This is a genomic window from Halorubrum orientale, from assembly GCF_059623105.1.
On the sequence record NZ_JBSPSR010000008.1, the window covers coordinates 198,981 to 215,107 of the forward strand.

Genomic DNA, 16,127 nt, shown 5'->3' on the forward strand with positions numbered 1-16,127 from the left:
ACTGGCCGTCGACTTATGTCCGTGGCTACAGTTTTGCCGTCTTGTCAGTGCCACTCGCTGAGCCCGCGGCCGCGGCAGACTCCTCGTCTCGAAGCTGGCGGTATGCCGCCGCTAACGTGCCGTACACGACGATGAAAAAGCCACTGTTGACGACGGTCACCGCGACGTCAGAGAGGCTCCCGAGTCCGGCAACGTCGAGAATCGTTCCGACGGTGCCGACGAGCCCACCCACGACGCCGACGGCGACGACAAGCAGTGAGAGCTTGAGTCGATTCCCCCGGGCGAGCCCCCAGCTTCGCCGGAGGCTCCCGAGCGCGCCGCGGTCTTCGACGCCAGCTGCGAAGATGAACAAGAGAAACGATGCAGCGAGGAATATCCCGGGAAGCACCAACAGCACGAACCCAATGCTCACCGCTATCGAGACCACGAGGCCGCCGAGGAAGGTCGCGAGCGTCGCCCGGACGATTCGTCGGGAGTAGAGGGTCGATGGGAGCGTCGAGAGCTCACTCCGGGGACGCGAGAGGGCCCGGGCGAGGACGACGAAGTAGACGGTGCTCACGACGATACCGACGAGTGTGAGTGCGACACCGACTTCGGGTGGGAGAGGCAGTGAGAGCCCGGTTGACCCGGTCGCCGCCGCCGGTGCGGCCTCCGGCGGAAGGAACCCGACAATTGCGGTGTTGATACCGACCTGCGTCACGAGTTGTATCGCGAGGAGTCCCGCAAAGAGAGCCGCGCCGGTCGTCGAGAGTACGCGTCCGAGGCCGTCGCTGATCGCCCGGCCGAGTTGGAGGGCCATGTCAGTGTGCCTGCGTCGGTGGGGTAGTAAAACATTCGGAGTCGACCGATGCGATGGGATCACTCGCTCGCCGCGGCCGACACGCCGGTCACCCGCGGTCGCTCACGAGCCGGCCGATCGCCTCGCGAACCGACAGCCCCTCTGCAACCACGTCGCGTCGGTAGTGAACGTACACCGCCCCGAGCGGGGGCTGGATCACGTACGCCAACGCGATCGGGAGCACGGCTGCATCGGGAACCGCGTCGGCGGCGACGACGATCGCCAGTGCGATAGAGAGGTTCCGCATACTCGTTGCGTACACCAGGGCGATGGCCCGCTCGGTGTCTAAAAGCAGGCGACCCAGGCCGCTCCCGACGAGCAGGATCACGACGTAGAAGGCGACGAGCGGAGCGATCGTTGTCGCGGATGCGATCGGATCGGCGAGAATCTGCGTCGACCGGAGCGTCATCGCGACGAAGACGATGAGCATGACGCCGAGCGAAGAGAGCCCGCCGAACGTCGGCTTGAGTCGCTTGAACCCCTCTGGCCCGTATCGGCGGAGGAGCCCGCGCCGAGTGAGGTTTCCGGCGACCATCGGCACGACGACGACCTGCGCGAGCTGCCGGTACAACGCGGTGGGGTCGAAGCCCACGCTCGCGGGAACCAACACGGAGAGGTACGCGGGCAGGATGGCGACGGCCGCGAGGAGGTTGACCGCCATCGCGACCAGTGCGGCCTCTAAGTCACCGCCGGCTAACCCGGTCCACGCCGCCGTCATTCCCGAGGTGGGGATCAACGCGATGAAGTAGAGCCCGATCGCGTACTCGACGCTCCCGCCGAAAAAGAGCCGTGCGAGTCCGACCGCGACGAGGGGTGCGACTCCAAAGTTGACGAGCAGACTGAGGCCGACGGCCGCCGCGTGTTTTCTGACGTTGATGACCTCCTGCAGATCGATGTTGATCATCATCGGGTAGATCATCAAAAACAGGATGGGGACGACGGCCGCCCGGAGCAGCCCCTTCGTTCCGGTTCCTGCGACTTGTCCGAACGCCAACCCGGCGACAAGCGAGCCGATGACCACGTACAGGAGGTTGGACTTGAGCCCACGCAGTCCCTGACGTATCACGCGACGACACCTCCGTCCGTCTCACGCCAACAGAGTATTGTGCGTATTGTAGCTTCCATACAATTCCACATGACAGGTCGACACAAGAGTCTTTGGGACGGACGCGGTGTGCCACTAGTCGGTCGTGCGGTCGCGCTCGGCCGCAGCCGGGCGGTCGGCCTCCAGCTGTCGGTAGAGCCGGAGCAGTTCCTCGAGCAGAATCGCGTCTCTATCGCCTGGCACGTACTGGTGGTCGATGAAGTCCTCGGCGTCGCTGAACCGCCCCCGGAGCGCGAGCTTACGAACGAACGAGACGGACTCGAAGAACGGCGGGCCGTCTGCTGCCGCGTCGCTGCCGAGTGCGTGTTCGGCCTCCGGTAAGACGTCGGCGCGGATCTGCTCGTAGTCGATGGTCTCCGGCTCGTACGCGTCGACGAGCTGGGTCAACACGTAATCGGTCGAGAACCGGTAGAACTCGGACTTGCTCTCGAACTGCCCCGCGTCGACGAGCGCCTCGATCTCGTCGACGACCGACTCGGGGAATCGAACGGTACTCTTCACCATGAGGTCATATATCAGCGCGAACGATTTATACGTTCGTCAGACGGGTGCCGATAGCGCGTGGAGTTATCGTTCGCTTGGCGGGTCGCTCGTACGGTGGGAATCCTCGCGCTTCAGCGCGGGGAGGATGTCAACCAGCGACCAGCGCCCACGCGAGCGCGACGGCGACCCCACCACCGATGGCGCTGCCGGCGGCGTGCACCCGCAGTCGGTCTCGTGCGCGGTGCTCGTCGCTCCCCAATGCTGCGTCAACGGGACAGGTGTCGCTGCCGGCAGAACACTCCGGGAGGAGGTCGACAGCGACGTGCAAGAAGACGCCGGCGGCAACACCGAAGAGCAGGCCACGTACCACAGGCGACGGCGCCATCCCAACGATCCCGACCGGGAGTGCAACGAGACCCACCGCCGCAGCCGGGAGAAGGAGGGTCACGACAGCGCGGTCGTCGTCGGCTAACCGGCGGGCCGCGGCGTACCCGGCAGGGGCTTTGTGTGAGACGAGTGCGACGCCGAGAATCGACGTCAACGAGGGCATAGCCGAATAGATCGTGCCGATGATCGCGCCAGCGGCGAGCGCGTGTGCCGTCAGCTCTGCGGCGGTGCGATCGATCGGCAGGTCGTGGTGCGTGAGTCGGTGGCCGACCGCGTGTCCCGCGTAGCCGGCGAGGAACCCGGCGGCGATGCCGAGGCTCCCGAACCGGCCGTGTTGACCGAGCGCCTGCGGGATCAAGAACAGCGCCGTACTCGTCACCATCGCCCCGCTTGCGAGGCCGTACCCCCAGACGGTCTCGATAGGGCTTGCTGTCCGGGCGGCGCGTGCGCCGAGTGGCGCACCGATTGCCATCGCCGCGAAGGCGACCCACGAGATCGCGACCAGTTTTGGGGTCACCGCCGTCGCGAGCGCGATCGCCGAAAGGACAGCCAGCGCGACGACGCCCCCTCCCCCGAGGGCACGCTCAGAGACGTCGCCGACACCCCACCCAGACCGTGATCCGGTGACGTGTGGTCGATTCATTTGTGTACAATAGTAACTATACTACACAGATTAATAAATTGTGCGGGCGTCGTCGCCGACCCCACCTCACCCGCGGAGCGCCTCGACCGGTGGGTCGTTCGCGGCCTTCCACGCGGGGTAGAGGCCACTGAGCACGCTCGCACCGACCGCGAAGCCGAAGCCCCCCACCACGTATCGGGCGCTCGGCCACCCGAAGACCAACAACCGGTCGCCGGCGAGCACGTCGAAGACGACCAAGCCGACGCCGATCGAGAGTACGCCGCCGACGATGCCGCCGAGGACGCCCAAGAATGCCGCCTCCGCGAGGATCATCCGGAGGACCTCACCGCGGCGAATACCGACGGCCCGGAGCACGCCGATCTCGCCGCGGCGCTCGACCGTACTCATCAACATCACGTTGAGGATCGCCACGCTAGCAACGACGAGTGAGATCGAGCCAATCCCGAGCAACGCGAGGTTCAGCGTGTTCAGAAAACTATCGACGTCTTCTTGTGCGCTCGCGAAGCTCGAGACACTGAGCTCCTCGTCGTCTTCGTCGTTGAACTCGGCTTCGAGTGTGTCCGCGATCGCGGTCGCCGATGCGCCGTCCGCAGTGAGGATCGTGACGCTGTCGTACTCGGCGTCACCCTCGGCGACCGCGTCGATGGGGAGCACCAGCTCACTGCCGCCAGGGCCAAAGCCGCTGTCCGACTCGATGAGCCCGACGATCCGGTAGAGGCGGTCGTCGTACTCGACGGGATCGCCAATCTCGAGGCCAAGGTCGCTGGCGGTGTCGTCTGTCAACAGCGCCCCCGTGCGGAGGCGTTCTGGAGCCTGACCGGCCGACGTCTCGTATAGGGCGGCTGCGTCTGTCACTCCAGTCACCGTGACCCGTTGTGAGTCGCCGCTCCGCGTGGAGAGTGTCGTCGCATCGGAGCGCTGTGGGACGACCGTCCCGTCGACGACGACGCTCTCGATGTCGTCGAGCTGTGCCGCGGTCACACCATCGACGTCGCTGTCTGCACCCCCGCTCACGGAGACCTCGTTCGTGAGCGACCCGAGGTTCGTGTCCGCCTGCTGTTGGAGCGCGGCACCCGTCATGCCGAGCGAGGCGATGGCGATCACGCCGATGACGACGCCGAGCGTCGCGAGCGCGGTTCGGATGCGGTTCCGGCCGAGGTTCCGCCACGCCATCTTGGCGCTCGGGAACCGCCAGAGGAAGTCGGTCCCGCTCACGAAGACACCTTTCCGTCGACGAGCTCAACGACGCGGTCGGTGTACGATACCAACTGCTCGTCGTGGGTGACGGCCACGATGGCGACGTCTTCGTTCGTCTTCAGCGCAGTGAGCTCATCAAGGATCGTTTCGCCGGTGTCCCTGTCGAGATTCCCGGTGGGCTCGTCCGCGAGAACGATGTCTGGCTCATTGATCAGTGCTCGAGCGATGGCCACCCGCTGTCGCTGCCCGCCCGAGAGCTCGTCCGGCGTGTGCTCGAGCCGGTCGCCGAGCCCGACCCGCTGGAGCAGGTCGACTGCCCGGTCCCGTCGATCGACGTCGGTGTCCCACATCGACGGTAGCTCGACGTTCTCTGTCGCAGTCAACATCGGAAGGAGGTGAAAGTCTTGAAAGACGAACCCGATCACGGAGCGACGCTCTTCGGTGAGTTCGTCTTCGGTGAACTCCGTCACGTCGGTCCCTTTGAGTTGGACAGTGCCCTCGGTCGGCGTATCGAGGAGTCCGATCACGTTGAGCATCGTGCTCTTTCCCGACCCCGAAGGACCGATCACCGTGACCATCTCGCCGCGGTCAGCGTGGAAGTCGACGTCCGAGAGCGCCTCTATGGTCCCCTCACCGCTTTGGTAGCGTTTCGTCACGTTCGTGAGCTGGACGACAGTCACCCCCGGCGCCATCGGACCACCCCGAGTGCGGCGACGAGCACCGCGATCACGACCCCGATTATCACCGCCGGAACGCCGCCGCCGGAGTCGTCGGTTGTCGCTGCCGCGCTGTCGGTCGCCTGCGCTCCGGACGCACCAGCAGCTCCCGTCGTTGAAGAGTCGAGGTCGACCAGCTGCGTGTGGGTTCGGCGTTCGTTCTCGGCGATGTAGGTGATCTCGACCGGGATGCGCGAGACGTTCCCCGCCGTCTCGGCTGTGAGCTCGAACGTCGCGAACTCGCTCGCCTCGATGCTCCCGACGAAGTAGTCGGCCGCCGGCGATGTTGGCGTCACCGTGCTCGTGTTCGGTATCCGGACAAGCACCGAAGAGACGTCCGTGCCGCCGACGTTCGCGGCGTCGCCTTCGATCCGGATGCCGGTCGTCGTTGAGGTGCGCTCAACACTCGTGAGTCGGACCGCACCGAGCACGGTCTCGCGCTCGCCGAGGTCGATCACGTCGGTGACCGTGTGTGTCGCATCGTTTGCGGTGTAGGTGAGCGTGACCGTCACCGGTGTGCCCGCGACGGCGCGGGTGTCGAGCGCAACTGTCCGGTTCGTCGCTCGTGTAACGCCGTCGAGAAGCACCCGATCGATGACTGTTTGATTTGCCGACGCGGTGAGCGTCACGTCGGTCCAGTTGGTGTTACCGACGTTTTGGACAGCGACGTCGGTGACGCCGTACTGGTTCCCGGGAACCGTCGCGTCGAGTTGTGCGCGAACCGTCGGCGCGTCGACGTCGACGTAGACCGGTCGTTCGTACTTTGCGACTCCCGTCCCGTCGCTGTCTTCGACGTAGACGACGACAGAGAGCAACCGTTCACCGGGCTCTTCGAACCTGGTGGGGACCGACACAGTTAGCGAGCCGCCGGGGTCAACGCTGCTCACGTCGTCGACGCGGCTCAGAATATCGAGGGTGTCAGCGTCGCGGACCCGAATCGAGTCGACATCAACGCTGTCAGTACTGCTCTCGAGGTTCGAGACCGTGGCTTCGATGACCGTCGTCTCGTCTGCGACCGGGTCAGAGCCGCCTACGACCGTCGCGTCGATCTGGACGTTCTGCGTCGATTCTTGTGCCACGGCCGGGCCGACGCTGCCGGCGAGCATTCCTCCGAGGAGGGCGAACACGAGCAGGCCGGCGACGGCAGACGACCGAACGGTGCTCACGCAGTGGCCCTCCGTATCGCTCGCTGTCGGCGATGGGTGCACGCGTCGGGGTGAGTACCAGACAGTCGTCGCGGGAGAGTATTGCGGGGACGTACCACGATTGGGATTCGATGCGTTCCGTGAAATGGTTTGTGTTGTGCGTGAGGCGAGCGCTTGACAGCCGCTAGATGCTCGCCGCCCCGCTGGTGAAAAAGTAGAGGTACGCCCACCAAGCGTATCCGGCAGCGAGCACGAGCGCCGTGAGCACCTCGAGCACCGTCACGTACGTGTCACTGTGCGTCTCGCGGAACTCCTGGATCAGCTCGATCCGTCGCCACAACGGCATGAGTGGCTCTGGGATCAGCTCGTCGAGTCCGCCGACCTGGGCTGTCTCGACGCCATCTTCTGGAGCGTCGCCGCTCATTGTTCTACCCCCTGCGCGAACGGCAGCTGCAGTCCCCGGGCCATCACCTTCTCGGCGACGAAGACCGTGATGAAGACCGCGACACCGCCGAGCTTGACGGCCATCATCGGGTGCGTCATCACGAACACACCGAGTACTGTCAGCGCGGCGCGCACGAGCAGCAGCCGGCCCACAGAGAGTCTGAACGGGTAGTTCAGTCCGTAGATGATGGCGATCGCACCGAGCATGACGAGCCCACCGAGCAGCAGCGTGGCGCCGCCCGGTGTCATCGTGATCAATCCGGGGTTGTAGACGAACGCGACCGGGAGCACGAACAACGGGGCGGCAATCTTCATCGCCGCGCCACACGTTCGCCAGAAGTTCGCCTCGGCGATCCCCGCGGCCACCACCGCGGCCGTCGCCACCGGTGGTGTGATCCCGGCGAGGATAGCGGCGTAAAACATCGTATAGTGTGCCGTGATCTCGGCGACCCCGAAGTCGGAGACGAACGTCGGCACGATCAGGATCGCAACGATGACGTACGCGGCGACGGTCGGCATCCCGATCCCCATCACGATGGCGACTGCCATCCCGAGCAGCACGGCGAACAACAGCACCCCGCCGGAGAGGTTGATCATCAACAACGCGATCTTCGCTGGAACACCGGTAGTCGAAAAGAGGTTCACGGCACCGCTCACCACGACCAAGATGATGGCGATGGGCGCGAGGATGATCGCACCGCGGCGGAAGCCACGGATCGTGTTTTCGACCTGCGTCCGGAGCTCACCGACCGCGGATGTCCCCGAACCGTCGACGAGCCGCTGTAGCGGCGGCATCGCCACGCCGGTCGCGATCATCGCGAGGACCGTGTACAGCGCGGAGGTCATCACGGTGTACTGTGCGATCCCGAGGAAATAGATCAGGACGCCGAACGGCACCCCGAAGCGGATCGCCTCGAACACCTTCTGGTTGGACGTCATCGGGTCGTCGAAGAACTCGGAGAACTCCATGTCTTGGCTGCTCGAGTCGCTTATCGCCGTGTAGTGGACCGCGATGGCGATCGACGCCACGAGGATTGCCGCCGGCATCAGTCCGGCGACGACGATGTTGAGGTACGCCACGCCGAGGTACGACGCCATCACGAACGCGGACGCACCCATGACCGGCGGGAGCACCTGTCCGGCGGTGGAAGCGACGGCCTCAATACCCGCCGCGCGGTGGCCTGCCATCCCGCTCTCTTTCATTGTCGGGATCGTGAACGAGCCCGTCATCGCCGCGTTCGCGGTGTACGAGCCGTTTATCGACCCAATGACCGCAGACGAGAGCACGGCCGTCTGTGCCACGCCCGACCGGATGCGTCCGGCCGCGACGATCGCGAGCCGGAGGATCAGGTCGAACGCGCCGTATGCGAACAACAATCCGGCGTACAAGAGGAACGGCGCGATCCATGACGCAGTGAGCTGCGTCAACGAGCCGTAGAAGCCGTACAGGTCAGTGACCGTCGCCTGCAACAGTGTTATTTCGGTCATCCCCGCGTGCCCGAGCACGCCTGGGACAGCGTCGCCGTAGATGGCGTACGCCATCACGCCGATCACGAGTCCCAAAAAGAGGTTTCCGAACTCACGCCAGGTGAGGTACAGAAGCGAGACGATGATCAGCCGCGCGAGCATGTACTCATGTGGCGTCGCGAATCCCTGTCGGAGCAGGTACACCGTCTCGAAGTTCGTGAAGAAGTACGCCGAGGCGGTAATGAGCACTCCCGCAGCGGGGAGTAGTACTAGTGCATCGACCCAGCTACCTTCTTCGAGCGATTCTCGTGTCTCGTTGATCGCGTACACCGTGAGTACCCCGCCGACGAACAGCGTTCCGTACTTGACTGTCGAGAACGACTGCGTGTACGTCCACCAAAGTGCGACGAGCCAAAACAGCACGGCAGCGAGTGTGACGGTGACGTCAAGGCCGCGAAGCCAGCGTGCGGGGCCGTTGGGTTGTTCCGCGTGTGTGTCCATTGTTGAGTGAGCTAAATTGTACGGTAAGGTTAGTATGAATGCTCCGACTCTCGTGCCGCCACTGAGCCGCCCCGACGTAGGGCGTTACTCGCCGACTTGGAGGCTGTCGTCCCAGACACCCTCGTCTTCGTAGTACTGGACTGCACCGGGGTGCACGGGGGTGCTTTCTTGTGCGTACCCAAGCATGTCACCGGCGCCCTCGAAGTCGTTGAACTGTTCTTCACCCTCGTTCACGATGTCGTTGGCCTCGTTCACGACGCGACACAGTTCGTAGACGGCGTCGGCGTTGGCCTCGGGGTTGAACGTGTACAGCACCTCAAGGTCCCAGGTGAACACTTCGTCTGTGCCGATGTCCTGGGGCATCTCCCACTCGCTGTACGGCGTCGTCGTCGTCCCGGCGCCCGAGAACGACTCTGCGGACTCGATGAGCGCGTCCGTTGGCTCGACGTAGTGGATGTCGACGCGGGAGGCGATCTCCTGGACGAAACCGGTGTACCGAACGCCGGGCGTCCCGTAGGCGATGCTGGCGTCGATGCTTCCTTCCTCCATCGCGCCCGGCGCGTCGCCGACCGCCATGTTCTGGATGTTCATTTGCTCGTAGATGTCCGCGGTGGGCTCCTGTGACCAGACGTCGAGGGTGGTCCCACGCGTCGAGTAGCCCGGCTCCGCAGGGTAGACGTTCTTCCCGGCGAGGTCGTCGAACGTTTCGATGTCCGTGCCGTCACGGGCGATGATGTAGATGCTGTACGGGAACGCGCTGAACCCGTAGTACGGGAGCCGAGATACCGACTGCTCGGCGAACTGCCCCTCGTCGTTTTGCGCCTTGTTCAGCGAGTTGTTGTCGGTGATCCCGGCGTTGAACTGGTTCTGTGCCATCCGATAGATGGTGCCGATGTACCCCGGGCTCTCGATGGTCGAGTAGTTCAGGGTGTCGCTCTCCTGGCTTACCGCGCGCTCAACGGCCAGTCCGACGTCACGGGTTCCGCCGGCCGAGGTCCCGACGCGGAGCTCAAGGCTCGCGCTCTCCTCACTGCTGCTCTCGTCGCTCCCCGAGTCGCTTTCGGCGTCGCTGCCGCCGCTCTCACCGCCGGAGTCACCGCTTTCTTCTGTCTCTCCGCCCGAGCCGCCACCACCGCTACAGCCGGCGAGGCCGGTTACGCCAGCGACTGCGGTGCCGTACAGGAACTTTCGTCGGTCCACGGGTGTATCTGCCATGTACGACTGTGACGTTCACCCGGATACATAATAATGTATCTCTTTTGTTCAGGCAGAATAGATGATCCGGCGGCGATGGGTCGTGCCGCGTTCCAGATCGCTCGGTCAACTGTCAGTAGTCCATACATACGGCCCTGAAAAGCGGTGAGAAGCCCCTCTGTGTGAATGTTCGCTGCTGGTCACTCGGTGAGCGACACCGTCACTGGACACGATGCAGAAAGCATCACGGACTGTGTCGTGCTACCGAACAGCACTTTTCCCGTGGGGCTGCGCTTTCGGCCGCCCATGATGATGACGTCCGCGTCGTACTCGGCTGCGACCGCAAGGATCTCTTCGGTGACGTCGCCGTGTTCGCGCCGCGTCGATACCGAGACGCCGACGTCGGAGAGCGCGTCAACGACTGCCTCGACGCTCTCCGGGTAGTTCGACTCGTCCCAGACGTCTTCGGACCGTACCCGGCCGGCTTCCCCGGCTACATCGAACTCCTCGAACACGTTCAACACGAGTGCGTCTATCGACTCGGCCGCACTCGGCAGCGCGGTGACCGCCTCGGCGGCTGCCAGCGCGCGATCTGCGTCTTCTCCGACGGGAACGAGTACTCGGTACATCATACGCACCCTCAATATCGTCCCTGATAAACCTTCCTTCCGGGGCGTGGATCTCGGTGACGAGAGGGGTGGCATAACCGAGGCCGCACACCAGCGAGGGGCCAGTTTCAGTCACACCCTCTCTCATACGTGTGTAGCGGTGGTAGTGGAACTGGCACGACCGCCGGACACCAATTGGCCACACCCTCCCTCACACGTGTGTGTCTCTGGTAGTGCACCCAACATGACCGCACGACCGCCGGACACCAATTGGCCACACCCTCCCCAGCCGATTCGCGAGTCGCCCTTGGCGACTCGCTCATCCCTCGCACGCGCTCGCGGGCACGCCTTCGGCGGCTCGCGAGGCGCGCGCCACCGCAGTGGGTGAGTCTAGCCTATCGTGTCACTGGCGCCTCAACCGACCCGACCGACTCGACGAACGCACGAACGTGGTCTCCGGGCTCGATGGGTGCTGCACCGGGTGTGCCCGTGCTAAACAGGTCACCCGGCTCAAGCGTCATCACCCGGGAGTGGAACGCTACAATCTCCGCAGGCGGAAAGAGCATGTTGTCAACAACGTTTTCGGCTTTCACGACGCCGTCAATTTCCGTTCGGACCGAGAGTTTCGAGAGGTCCATCGGTGCTTCAGGCACCGCGATGACCGGTCCTGGAATGATGAACGTGTCGTAGCTCTTCGCGCGGGTGAGAAACCGCGGATTGCGCTGTAACACGTCTTCGGCAGTCATATCTATCACCGGCAGGTACCCGGCGACCACGTCGTCGACCGCATCGCGTTCGACGTTTCGACACGTACGACCCATCACCACGGCGAGTTCCGCCTCGGCCGTCACCCGCTCCGACTGTGTGGTGGACGGGAGTCGGATCGGACCACCAGGGCCGGCAAGCGCCGTCGACGGCTTCAGAAAACTCGCCGGTTCCTCAGGGCGATCCTCATCGAGGTCACCCGCGTGTTCCTCGTAGTTCAGTCCGATTCCCCAGAGCTTCCCGAAACGGTCAAGCGGCGGCCCGAAGGTGAGGTCCTCGCGGGGGACGCGTGCGGTCGGTGCTGTATCGAGGTCACCGAGAGTGCCGGCGGCGGCGCGGGGCAGCGCGGCGCGAACGCTGTCAAGCTCCGGCTCGACCGCCGCGAGCGGCACGAATCCATCCTCGTCGCCGAGGAGTGGCCGGCCCGTCGAAGTGCGTGCGAGGTACTTCATTCCTCGCGGTCCGTCCAGAAGTCGAACGAGCGACCCGGCGCGAAGACGTCGAGACCGACCGCCAACTCCTCACCGGTGTTCTCGACGCGGTGTGGCTCATCAGACTCCAGTAACACCGAGTCGTTCGGTGCGAGCGTGACCGAGTCGTCTGGGGTCACCACGGTGAGTTCGCCCTCCAGACAGAGACACACCTGCTCGTTCGCGTGGTCGTGCATCGGCGAGGTGTGTCCCGGCGGCTTCTCGAACCACTCGAAAGAGAACTGGTCGCTGCCGGCCATCGACACCCGACGCCACCCTTCGTCCGGCTCATAGGTCTCAGCCTCGTCGAACGGGACTGGCTTCATCGCCACCACTCCGCACGTCCCGACGTCTCGCCGGAAGTCTCGTGACTCATGCTGCGGACCATCACGGAGATCCCTGATAATCTTTCGGTCACGGGCGATTCACTCCGGGACGAACGACGCGGTTCCGTCGGTGAACCCGACCGAGACGTCGGGGTCAACGACTGTTGCCGCCGACGGGAGGTCCGCGACGACCGCCTCGGAGACATGGAGCTCACCGAGATCCTCGGTGTTTCGGATCCAGACGATGCGGGCAGTCTCTGGGTCGTACCCCCCCAGCGCGGCACAGGCGGTGCGGAGCGCGAACTCGTCATCTGGGGCGACGACCGGCAGCTTCGATTTCGCGAGTGAACCACTCGTGAGCGCGTTCGCGTACGCCTTCTGTACGTCGAGCGCGTCGACCGCAGACCGCCGGGTGAGGTCGGCGAGGCCGAGCCCGTTGCCGTTCCCTTTCGTCGCCTCAGTCAGTCCACGGACGTAGATCAAGTCGATGGCCGGCGTCTCGGGATCGGGCGCGTTGAGCACGCGGTATCGGCCGATGACGTTGGTGTCCATCCCAGCGCCAGATATCTCCTTGCCAATCTCGTCGACGACGAGTAGGTCGACGTCTTCGACCGGCAGCGTCGCCATCTCGTCGTACGCGCGCCGCAACAGTGCCGGCTCTCGGTCGAGAAACGACCCGGCCGGGACGGCCTCGACGTGCGTGAGCTCTTCGTCGAAGTTCTCTATCAGTGCGAGCCCGCCAAGCAACGGGATCGTCGACTCGATGGCCTCGAGTGCGGCCGAGAGCGTCTCGACGTATCCCTCGGCGATGGCGGCGGAGTGAAACGACTTCGCACCGCGCTGCTTGCCGAGTCCGACGACCGTCATCTTCGCCAGCCCGCTCTCGATCGGGCCGGTAAAATTGGTGTGGGCTTTTATCCGATTCACGACGACCACGCCGTCGGCCTCGCGTGCGGCCGCCGCGACGTATACCGGAACCTCGGTGTCGCCCACCGACACGGTCGCAATCTGCTCGGCGTCCATCCGGGCGTCGATCGGAGCGCCGAGCCGTTCCTCGTCCATGCCCAGCGAGGCGAGCACCTCTCGTTGGCCCGCCGCGGTCGCCCCCCCGTGACTCCCCATCGCCGGCACCACGATTGGCTCGAACCCACGGTCGGTCGCCCACATGACGGCCGCGGCTGCGACGTCATCGATCTGATGGATGCCGCGGCTCCCGACGCCGATGGCGACAGTCGCCCCCGGCTCAAGCCCCGAGACGTCGAGCTCGTCGAGCTCCTCGCGGGCGACCGCGACAGGTGCATCGAGGGTCTCACTCGGTGGTTCGTACCGCACGCGGGCGAACGACGGGAGCGGCTGCGGGTCGATCAAGTGGTCGACATCGCCGCGGGTGGGAAACTCCATAGGTGCGGCGTCGGCCGGGAGCCACAAATAGTGATCGCGTGCCGGTCCCGTGCGGCGGTTGCCCGTATACAGAATTATTTATCAGTAGGGATATCGGCTCAGGCATGGAGATAACAGCAGTCGAGTCATTTCCGATCAAGCTCCCGTTGGAGTCGCCCGTTTCCTTCTCCAACCGGACGCTCACCTTTCGGGATCACGCCATAACGTACGTCAGAACCGACGAGGGCCACGAGGGAGTTGGTTACTCGCTCGGGTACGAAGGGGCCCCACTCATCGCCGAGGCCGTTGAGTCGTTGTTGCGACCGATGCTGCTCGGTGAAGACCCACGCGACACCGAACGGCTCTGGCACGAGATGTACAACGGCACCGTCCAGATCGGTCGGACCGGGCTGTTGTTGCGCGCCATCTCGACGGTCGACATTGCGCTCTGGGACGTGAAAGGCAAGGCCGCCGGCGAGCCGCTCCACAGGCTGCTCGGCGGCCACTCGACGTCGGTACCTTCGTACGCCAGCGGCGGCTACTACCGCGACGAGAAGGGCCACGAGGCGCTTCGTGGAGAGATGCGGCGGTACCTCAATGAGGGTCACGACGTGGTGAAGATGAAAGTTGGACGGCTCTCGGCCGCCGAAGAGGCTGAGCGTGTTGCCGCCGTCCGTGACGAGATCGGCGACGACCGTACCCTGCTTCTCGACGCCAACGGCGTCTGGAAGTCGAGCACAGAGGCGCTCCGAAACTGTCGGGCGTTCGCCCCGTACGACCCCTACTTCATCGAGGAGCCGGTCATGATCGACCGCGTCGAGACGATGGCGACGGTCAACGACGCGATCGACTACCCCGTTGCCACCGGTGAGTTAGAGGGAACTCGGCACAACTTCGCGCGGCTGGTCGACTCGGGCGCAGCCACGATCCTCCAGCCGGACGTCACTGTCTGTGGCGGGATCACGGAGTGGCTCAAGATCGCCAACTACGCTGCGGCATACGACGTACAGATAGCACCCCACTACAACTGGAACATCCATGCGTCACTGCTCGGGGCGATCGAGAACGGCCTCTGGGTCGAGTACTTCTACCGTGACATGGACGTGAAAGCGTTCGACGACGTGGTGTCGGATCCGGTCCGGCCCGGCGACGACGGCGTCATCGAACTCCCGGACCGACCCGGCCACGGCGTGCCGCTAGATACTGATGCGCTCGAGACCTACACCTGGACATGAGAGACTACTCCTCACACATCGAACGGCGGGACCCAGCACGCGACGTCTCGATCACGAGCCTCGACGCCTGCGTCGTCGAGGGGAACTTCGAGTGGAACCTGATCAAAGTCGAGACGGACGCGGGTGTGACCGGTATCGGCGAGGCGTATCGCGGCGGTGGCGTTCCGGAGCTCGTCGAGTACACGAACCGCTTCCTCGTCGGCGAGAACCCGCTGGACGTCGAGCGACTCGTCCGATACATCTTCCAAGAGATGTCTGGTCACGGCGGAACCACCGGCAAGGTCGTAACGGCCGCCTCCGGGATCGAGATCGCGCTGTTGGACGCGGCCGGGAAGATCCTCGACCTCCCCGTCTACCAGCTGCTCGGCTCGAAGTACCGCGACGAGGTGCGGCTCTACTGTGACTGTCACGCCGGCGAGGCGTACGCCGTCGAAGACGGCGCCACCGCCTACGCCGAGGCCGAGGCGTACTCACCGGAGGCGTACGCCGCCGAGGCAGCCCGCGTGACTGACATGGGCTTTGACGCGCTCAAGTTCGACCTCGACCTCCCCGCGGACAACGACCCGGACCCGTACAACGGCCGACTGACGAACGCCGCGATCGCTGAGAAGCGCAAAATCGTCGCCGCTGTCCGTGAGGAAATTGGCAACGAGATCGACCTTGCGTTCGACTGTCACTGGGATTACTCCGTTGAGAGTGCAAAACGGCTCGCCTACGAGTTAGAGCCGTTCGACCTGATGTGGCTCGAAGACCTCGTGCCACCGGAGAATATGGCGGCCCAGACGGAGGTCACGAAAGCGACGCGCACACCCGTTGCCACCGGCGAGAACCGCTTCCGCGTCTTCGAGCTCACAGACCTGATCTACGACCACGGCATCGATGTCGTCACACCCGACCCGGCCACGGTCGGCGGGCTCAACGAGACGATGCGAATCGCCGACCGCGCCGAAGAAAACTACATACCAATGTCGCCACACAACGTGTGCAGCCCGGTCGGGACGATGGCGTGTGTCCACCTCGGCGCTGCGGTGCCGAACTTCGACCTCCTCGAGTTCCACGCGCTCGAGGTGCCGTGGTGGGACGACCTCCTCATCCGCGAGGAGCCCCTCATCGACGACGGCGTCATCCAAGTCCCGGAGGCGCCCGGATTAGGAATCGAACTCGACGAGTCGGTCGTCGACGAGCACCTACTCGACGGGACCACTGGCTGGTGAGCACGACAG

General features: G+C 64.6%; 16 protein-coding genes. 2 read left to right on the forward strand and 14 right to left on the reverse strand.

What is annotated here, in order from left to right; genetic code table 11:
* Positions 1–25: 25 nt before the first annotated feature.
* The 14 genes from ACWUI7_RS10955 to ACWUI7_RS11020 all read right to left on the reverse strand — a co-directional run bounded on the left by ACWUI7_RS10955 (position 26) and on the right by ACWUI7_RS11020 (position 13,690).
* Entirely contained in the window at positions 26–799 is a 774-nt protein-coding gene (locus tag ACWUI7_RS10955) for a DUF7847 domain-containing protein (protein ID WP_496642254.1), read from the reverse strand.
* Positions 800–887: 88 nt separating this feature from the next.
* Positions 888–1,904 (reverse strand): arsenic resistance protein, encoded by a 1,017-nt coding sequence (locus ACWUI7_RS10960; protein ID WP_496642255.1) that lies wholly within the window; start codon positions 1,902–1,904, stop codon positions 888–890.
* A gap of 114 nt (positions 1,905–2,018) precedes the next feature.
* Complete coding sequence (locus tag ACWUI7_RS10965) at positions 2,019–2,447, reverse strand: ribbon-helix-helix domain-containing protein (RefSeq protein ID WP_496642256.1); 429 nt, start codon at positions 2,445–2,447, stop codon at positions 2,019–2,021.
* A 127-nt stretch (positions 2,448–2,574) separates the two neighbouring features.
* The gene (locus ACWUI7_RS10970) at positions 2,575–3,348 is read right to left on the reverse strand and encodes a ZIP family metal transporter (RefSeq protein WP_496642330.1); all 774 of its coding nucleotides are present in this window, start codon (positions 3,346–3,348) and stop codon (positions 2,575–2,577) included.
* A 174-nt stretch (positions 3,349–3,522) separates the two neighbouring features.
* Positions 3,523–4,671, reverse strand: coding sequence for an ABC transporter permease (locus ACWUI7_RS10975; RefSeq protein WP_496642257.1), 1,149 nt, complete (start codon positions 4,669–4,671; stop codon positions 3,523–3,525).
* Positions 4,668–5,333, reverse strand: a complete 666-nt coding sequence (locus tag ACWUI7_RS10980) for an ABC transporter ATP-binding protein (RefSeq protein WP_496642331.1) — start codon at positions 5,331–5,333, stop codon at positions 4,668–4,670. The genes ACWUI7_RS10975 and ACWUI7_RS10980 overlap by 4 nt, the downstream gene beginning before the upstream one ends.
* A complete protein-coding gene (locus ACWUI7_RS10985; RefSeq protein WP_496642258.1) occupies positions 5,330–6,535 on the reverse strand; it encodes a COG1361 family protein in 1,206 nt (401 codons plus the stop codon). The genes ACWUI7_RS10980 and ACWUI7_RS10985 overlap by 4 nt, the downstream gene beginning before the upstream one ends.
* 163 nt (positions 6,536–6,698) lie before the next feature.
* Positions 6,699–6,938 (reverse strand): hypothetical protein, encoded by a 240-nt coding sequence (locus ACWUI7_RS10990; RefSeq protein WP_496642259.1) that lies wholly within the window; start codon positions 6,936–6,938, stop codon positions 6,699–6,701.
* Positions 6,935–8,926, reverse strand: coding sequence for a TRAP transporter permease (locus ACWUI7_RS10995; protein ID WP_496642260.1), 1,992 nt, complete (start codon positions 8,924–8,926; stop codon positions 6,935–6,937). The genes ACWUI7_RS10990 and ACWUI7_RS10995 overlap by 4 nt, the downstream gene beginning before the upstream one ends.
* 84 nt (positions 8,927–9,010) lie before the next feature.
* Positions 9,011–10,141 (reverse strand): TAXI family TRAP transporter solute-binding subunit, encoded by a 1,131-nt coding sequence (locus ACWUI7_RS11000; protein ID WP_496642261.1) that lies wholly within the window; start codon positions 10,139–10,141, stop codon positions 9,011–9,013.
* 179 nt (positions 10,142–10,320) lie between these two features.
* Positions 10,321–10,752 (reverse strand): universal stress protein, encoded by a 432-nt coding sequence (locus ACWUI7_RS11005; protein WP_496642262.1) that lies wholly within the window; start codon positions 10,750–10,752, stop codon positions 10,321–10,323.
* Positions 10,753–11,123: 371 nt separating this feature from the next.
* Positions 11,124–11,945 carry a fumarylacetoacetate hydrolase family protein gene (locus ACWUI7_RS11010; RefSeq protein ID WP_496642263.1) on the reverse strand — a complete coding sequence of 274 codons (822 nt, stop codon included), beginning with the start codon at positions 11,943–11,945 and terminating at the stop codon, positions 11,124–11,126.
* Positions 11,942–12,289, reverse strand: coding sequence for a cupin domain-containing protein (locus ACWUI7_RS11015; RefSeq protein ID WP_496642264.1), 348 nt, complete (start codon positions 12,287–12,289; stop codon positions 11,942–11,944). Before ACWUI7_RS11015 ends, ACWUI7_RS11010 begins: the two co-directional genes overlap by 4 nt.
* A 99-nt stretch (positions 12,290–12,388) precedes the next feature.
* Positions 12,389–13,690 carry a nickel pincer cofactor-dependent isomerase, group 22 gene (locus ACWUI7_RS11020; protein WP_496642265.1) on the reverse strand — a complete coding sequence of 434 codons (1,302 nt, stop codon included), beginning with the start codon at positions 13,688–13,690 and terminating at the stop codon, positions 12,389–12,391.
* A 104-nt stretch (positions 13,691–13,794) separates the two neighbouring features.
* Between ACWUI7_RS11020 and ACWUI7_RS11025 the strand changes: the two genes are divergently transcribed.
* Together ACWUI7_RS11025 and ACWUI7_RS11030 are read left to right on the forward strand one after the other, a co-directional pair.
* Positions 13,795–14,904: a mandelate racemase/muconate lactonizing enzyme family protein gene (locus ACWUI7_RS11025; protein WP_496642266.1), complete on the forward strand. Its 1,110-nt coding sequence runs from the start codon at positions 13,795–13,797 to the stop codon at positions 14,902–14,904.
* Entirely contained in the window at positions 14,901–16,118 is a 1,218-nt protein-coding gene (locus ACWUI7_RS11030) for a mandelate racemase/muconate lactonizing enzyme family protein (RefSeq protein WP_496642267.1), read from the forward strand. Before ACWUI7_RS11025 ends, ACWUI7_RS11030 begins: the two co-directional genes overlap by 4 nt.
* Positions 16,119–16,127: the final 9 nt, after the last annotated feature.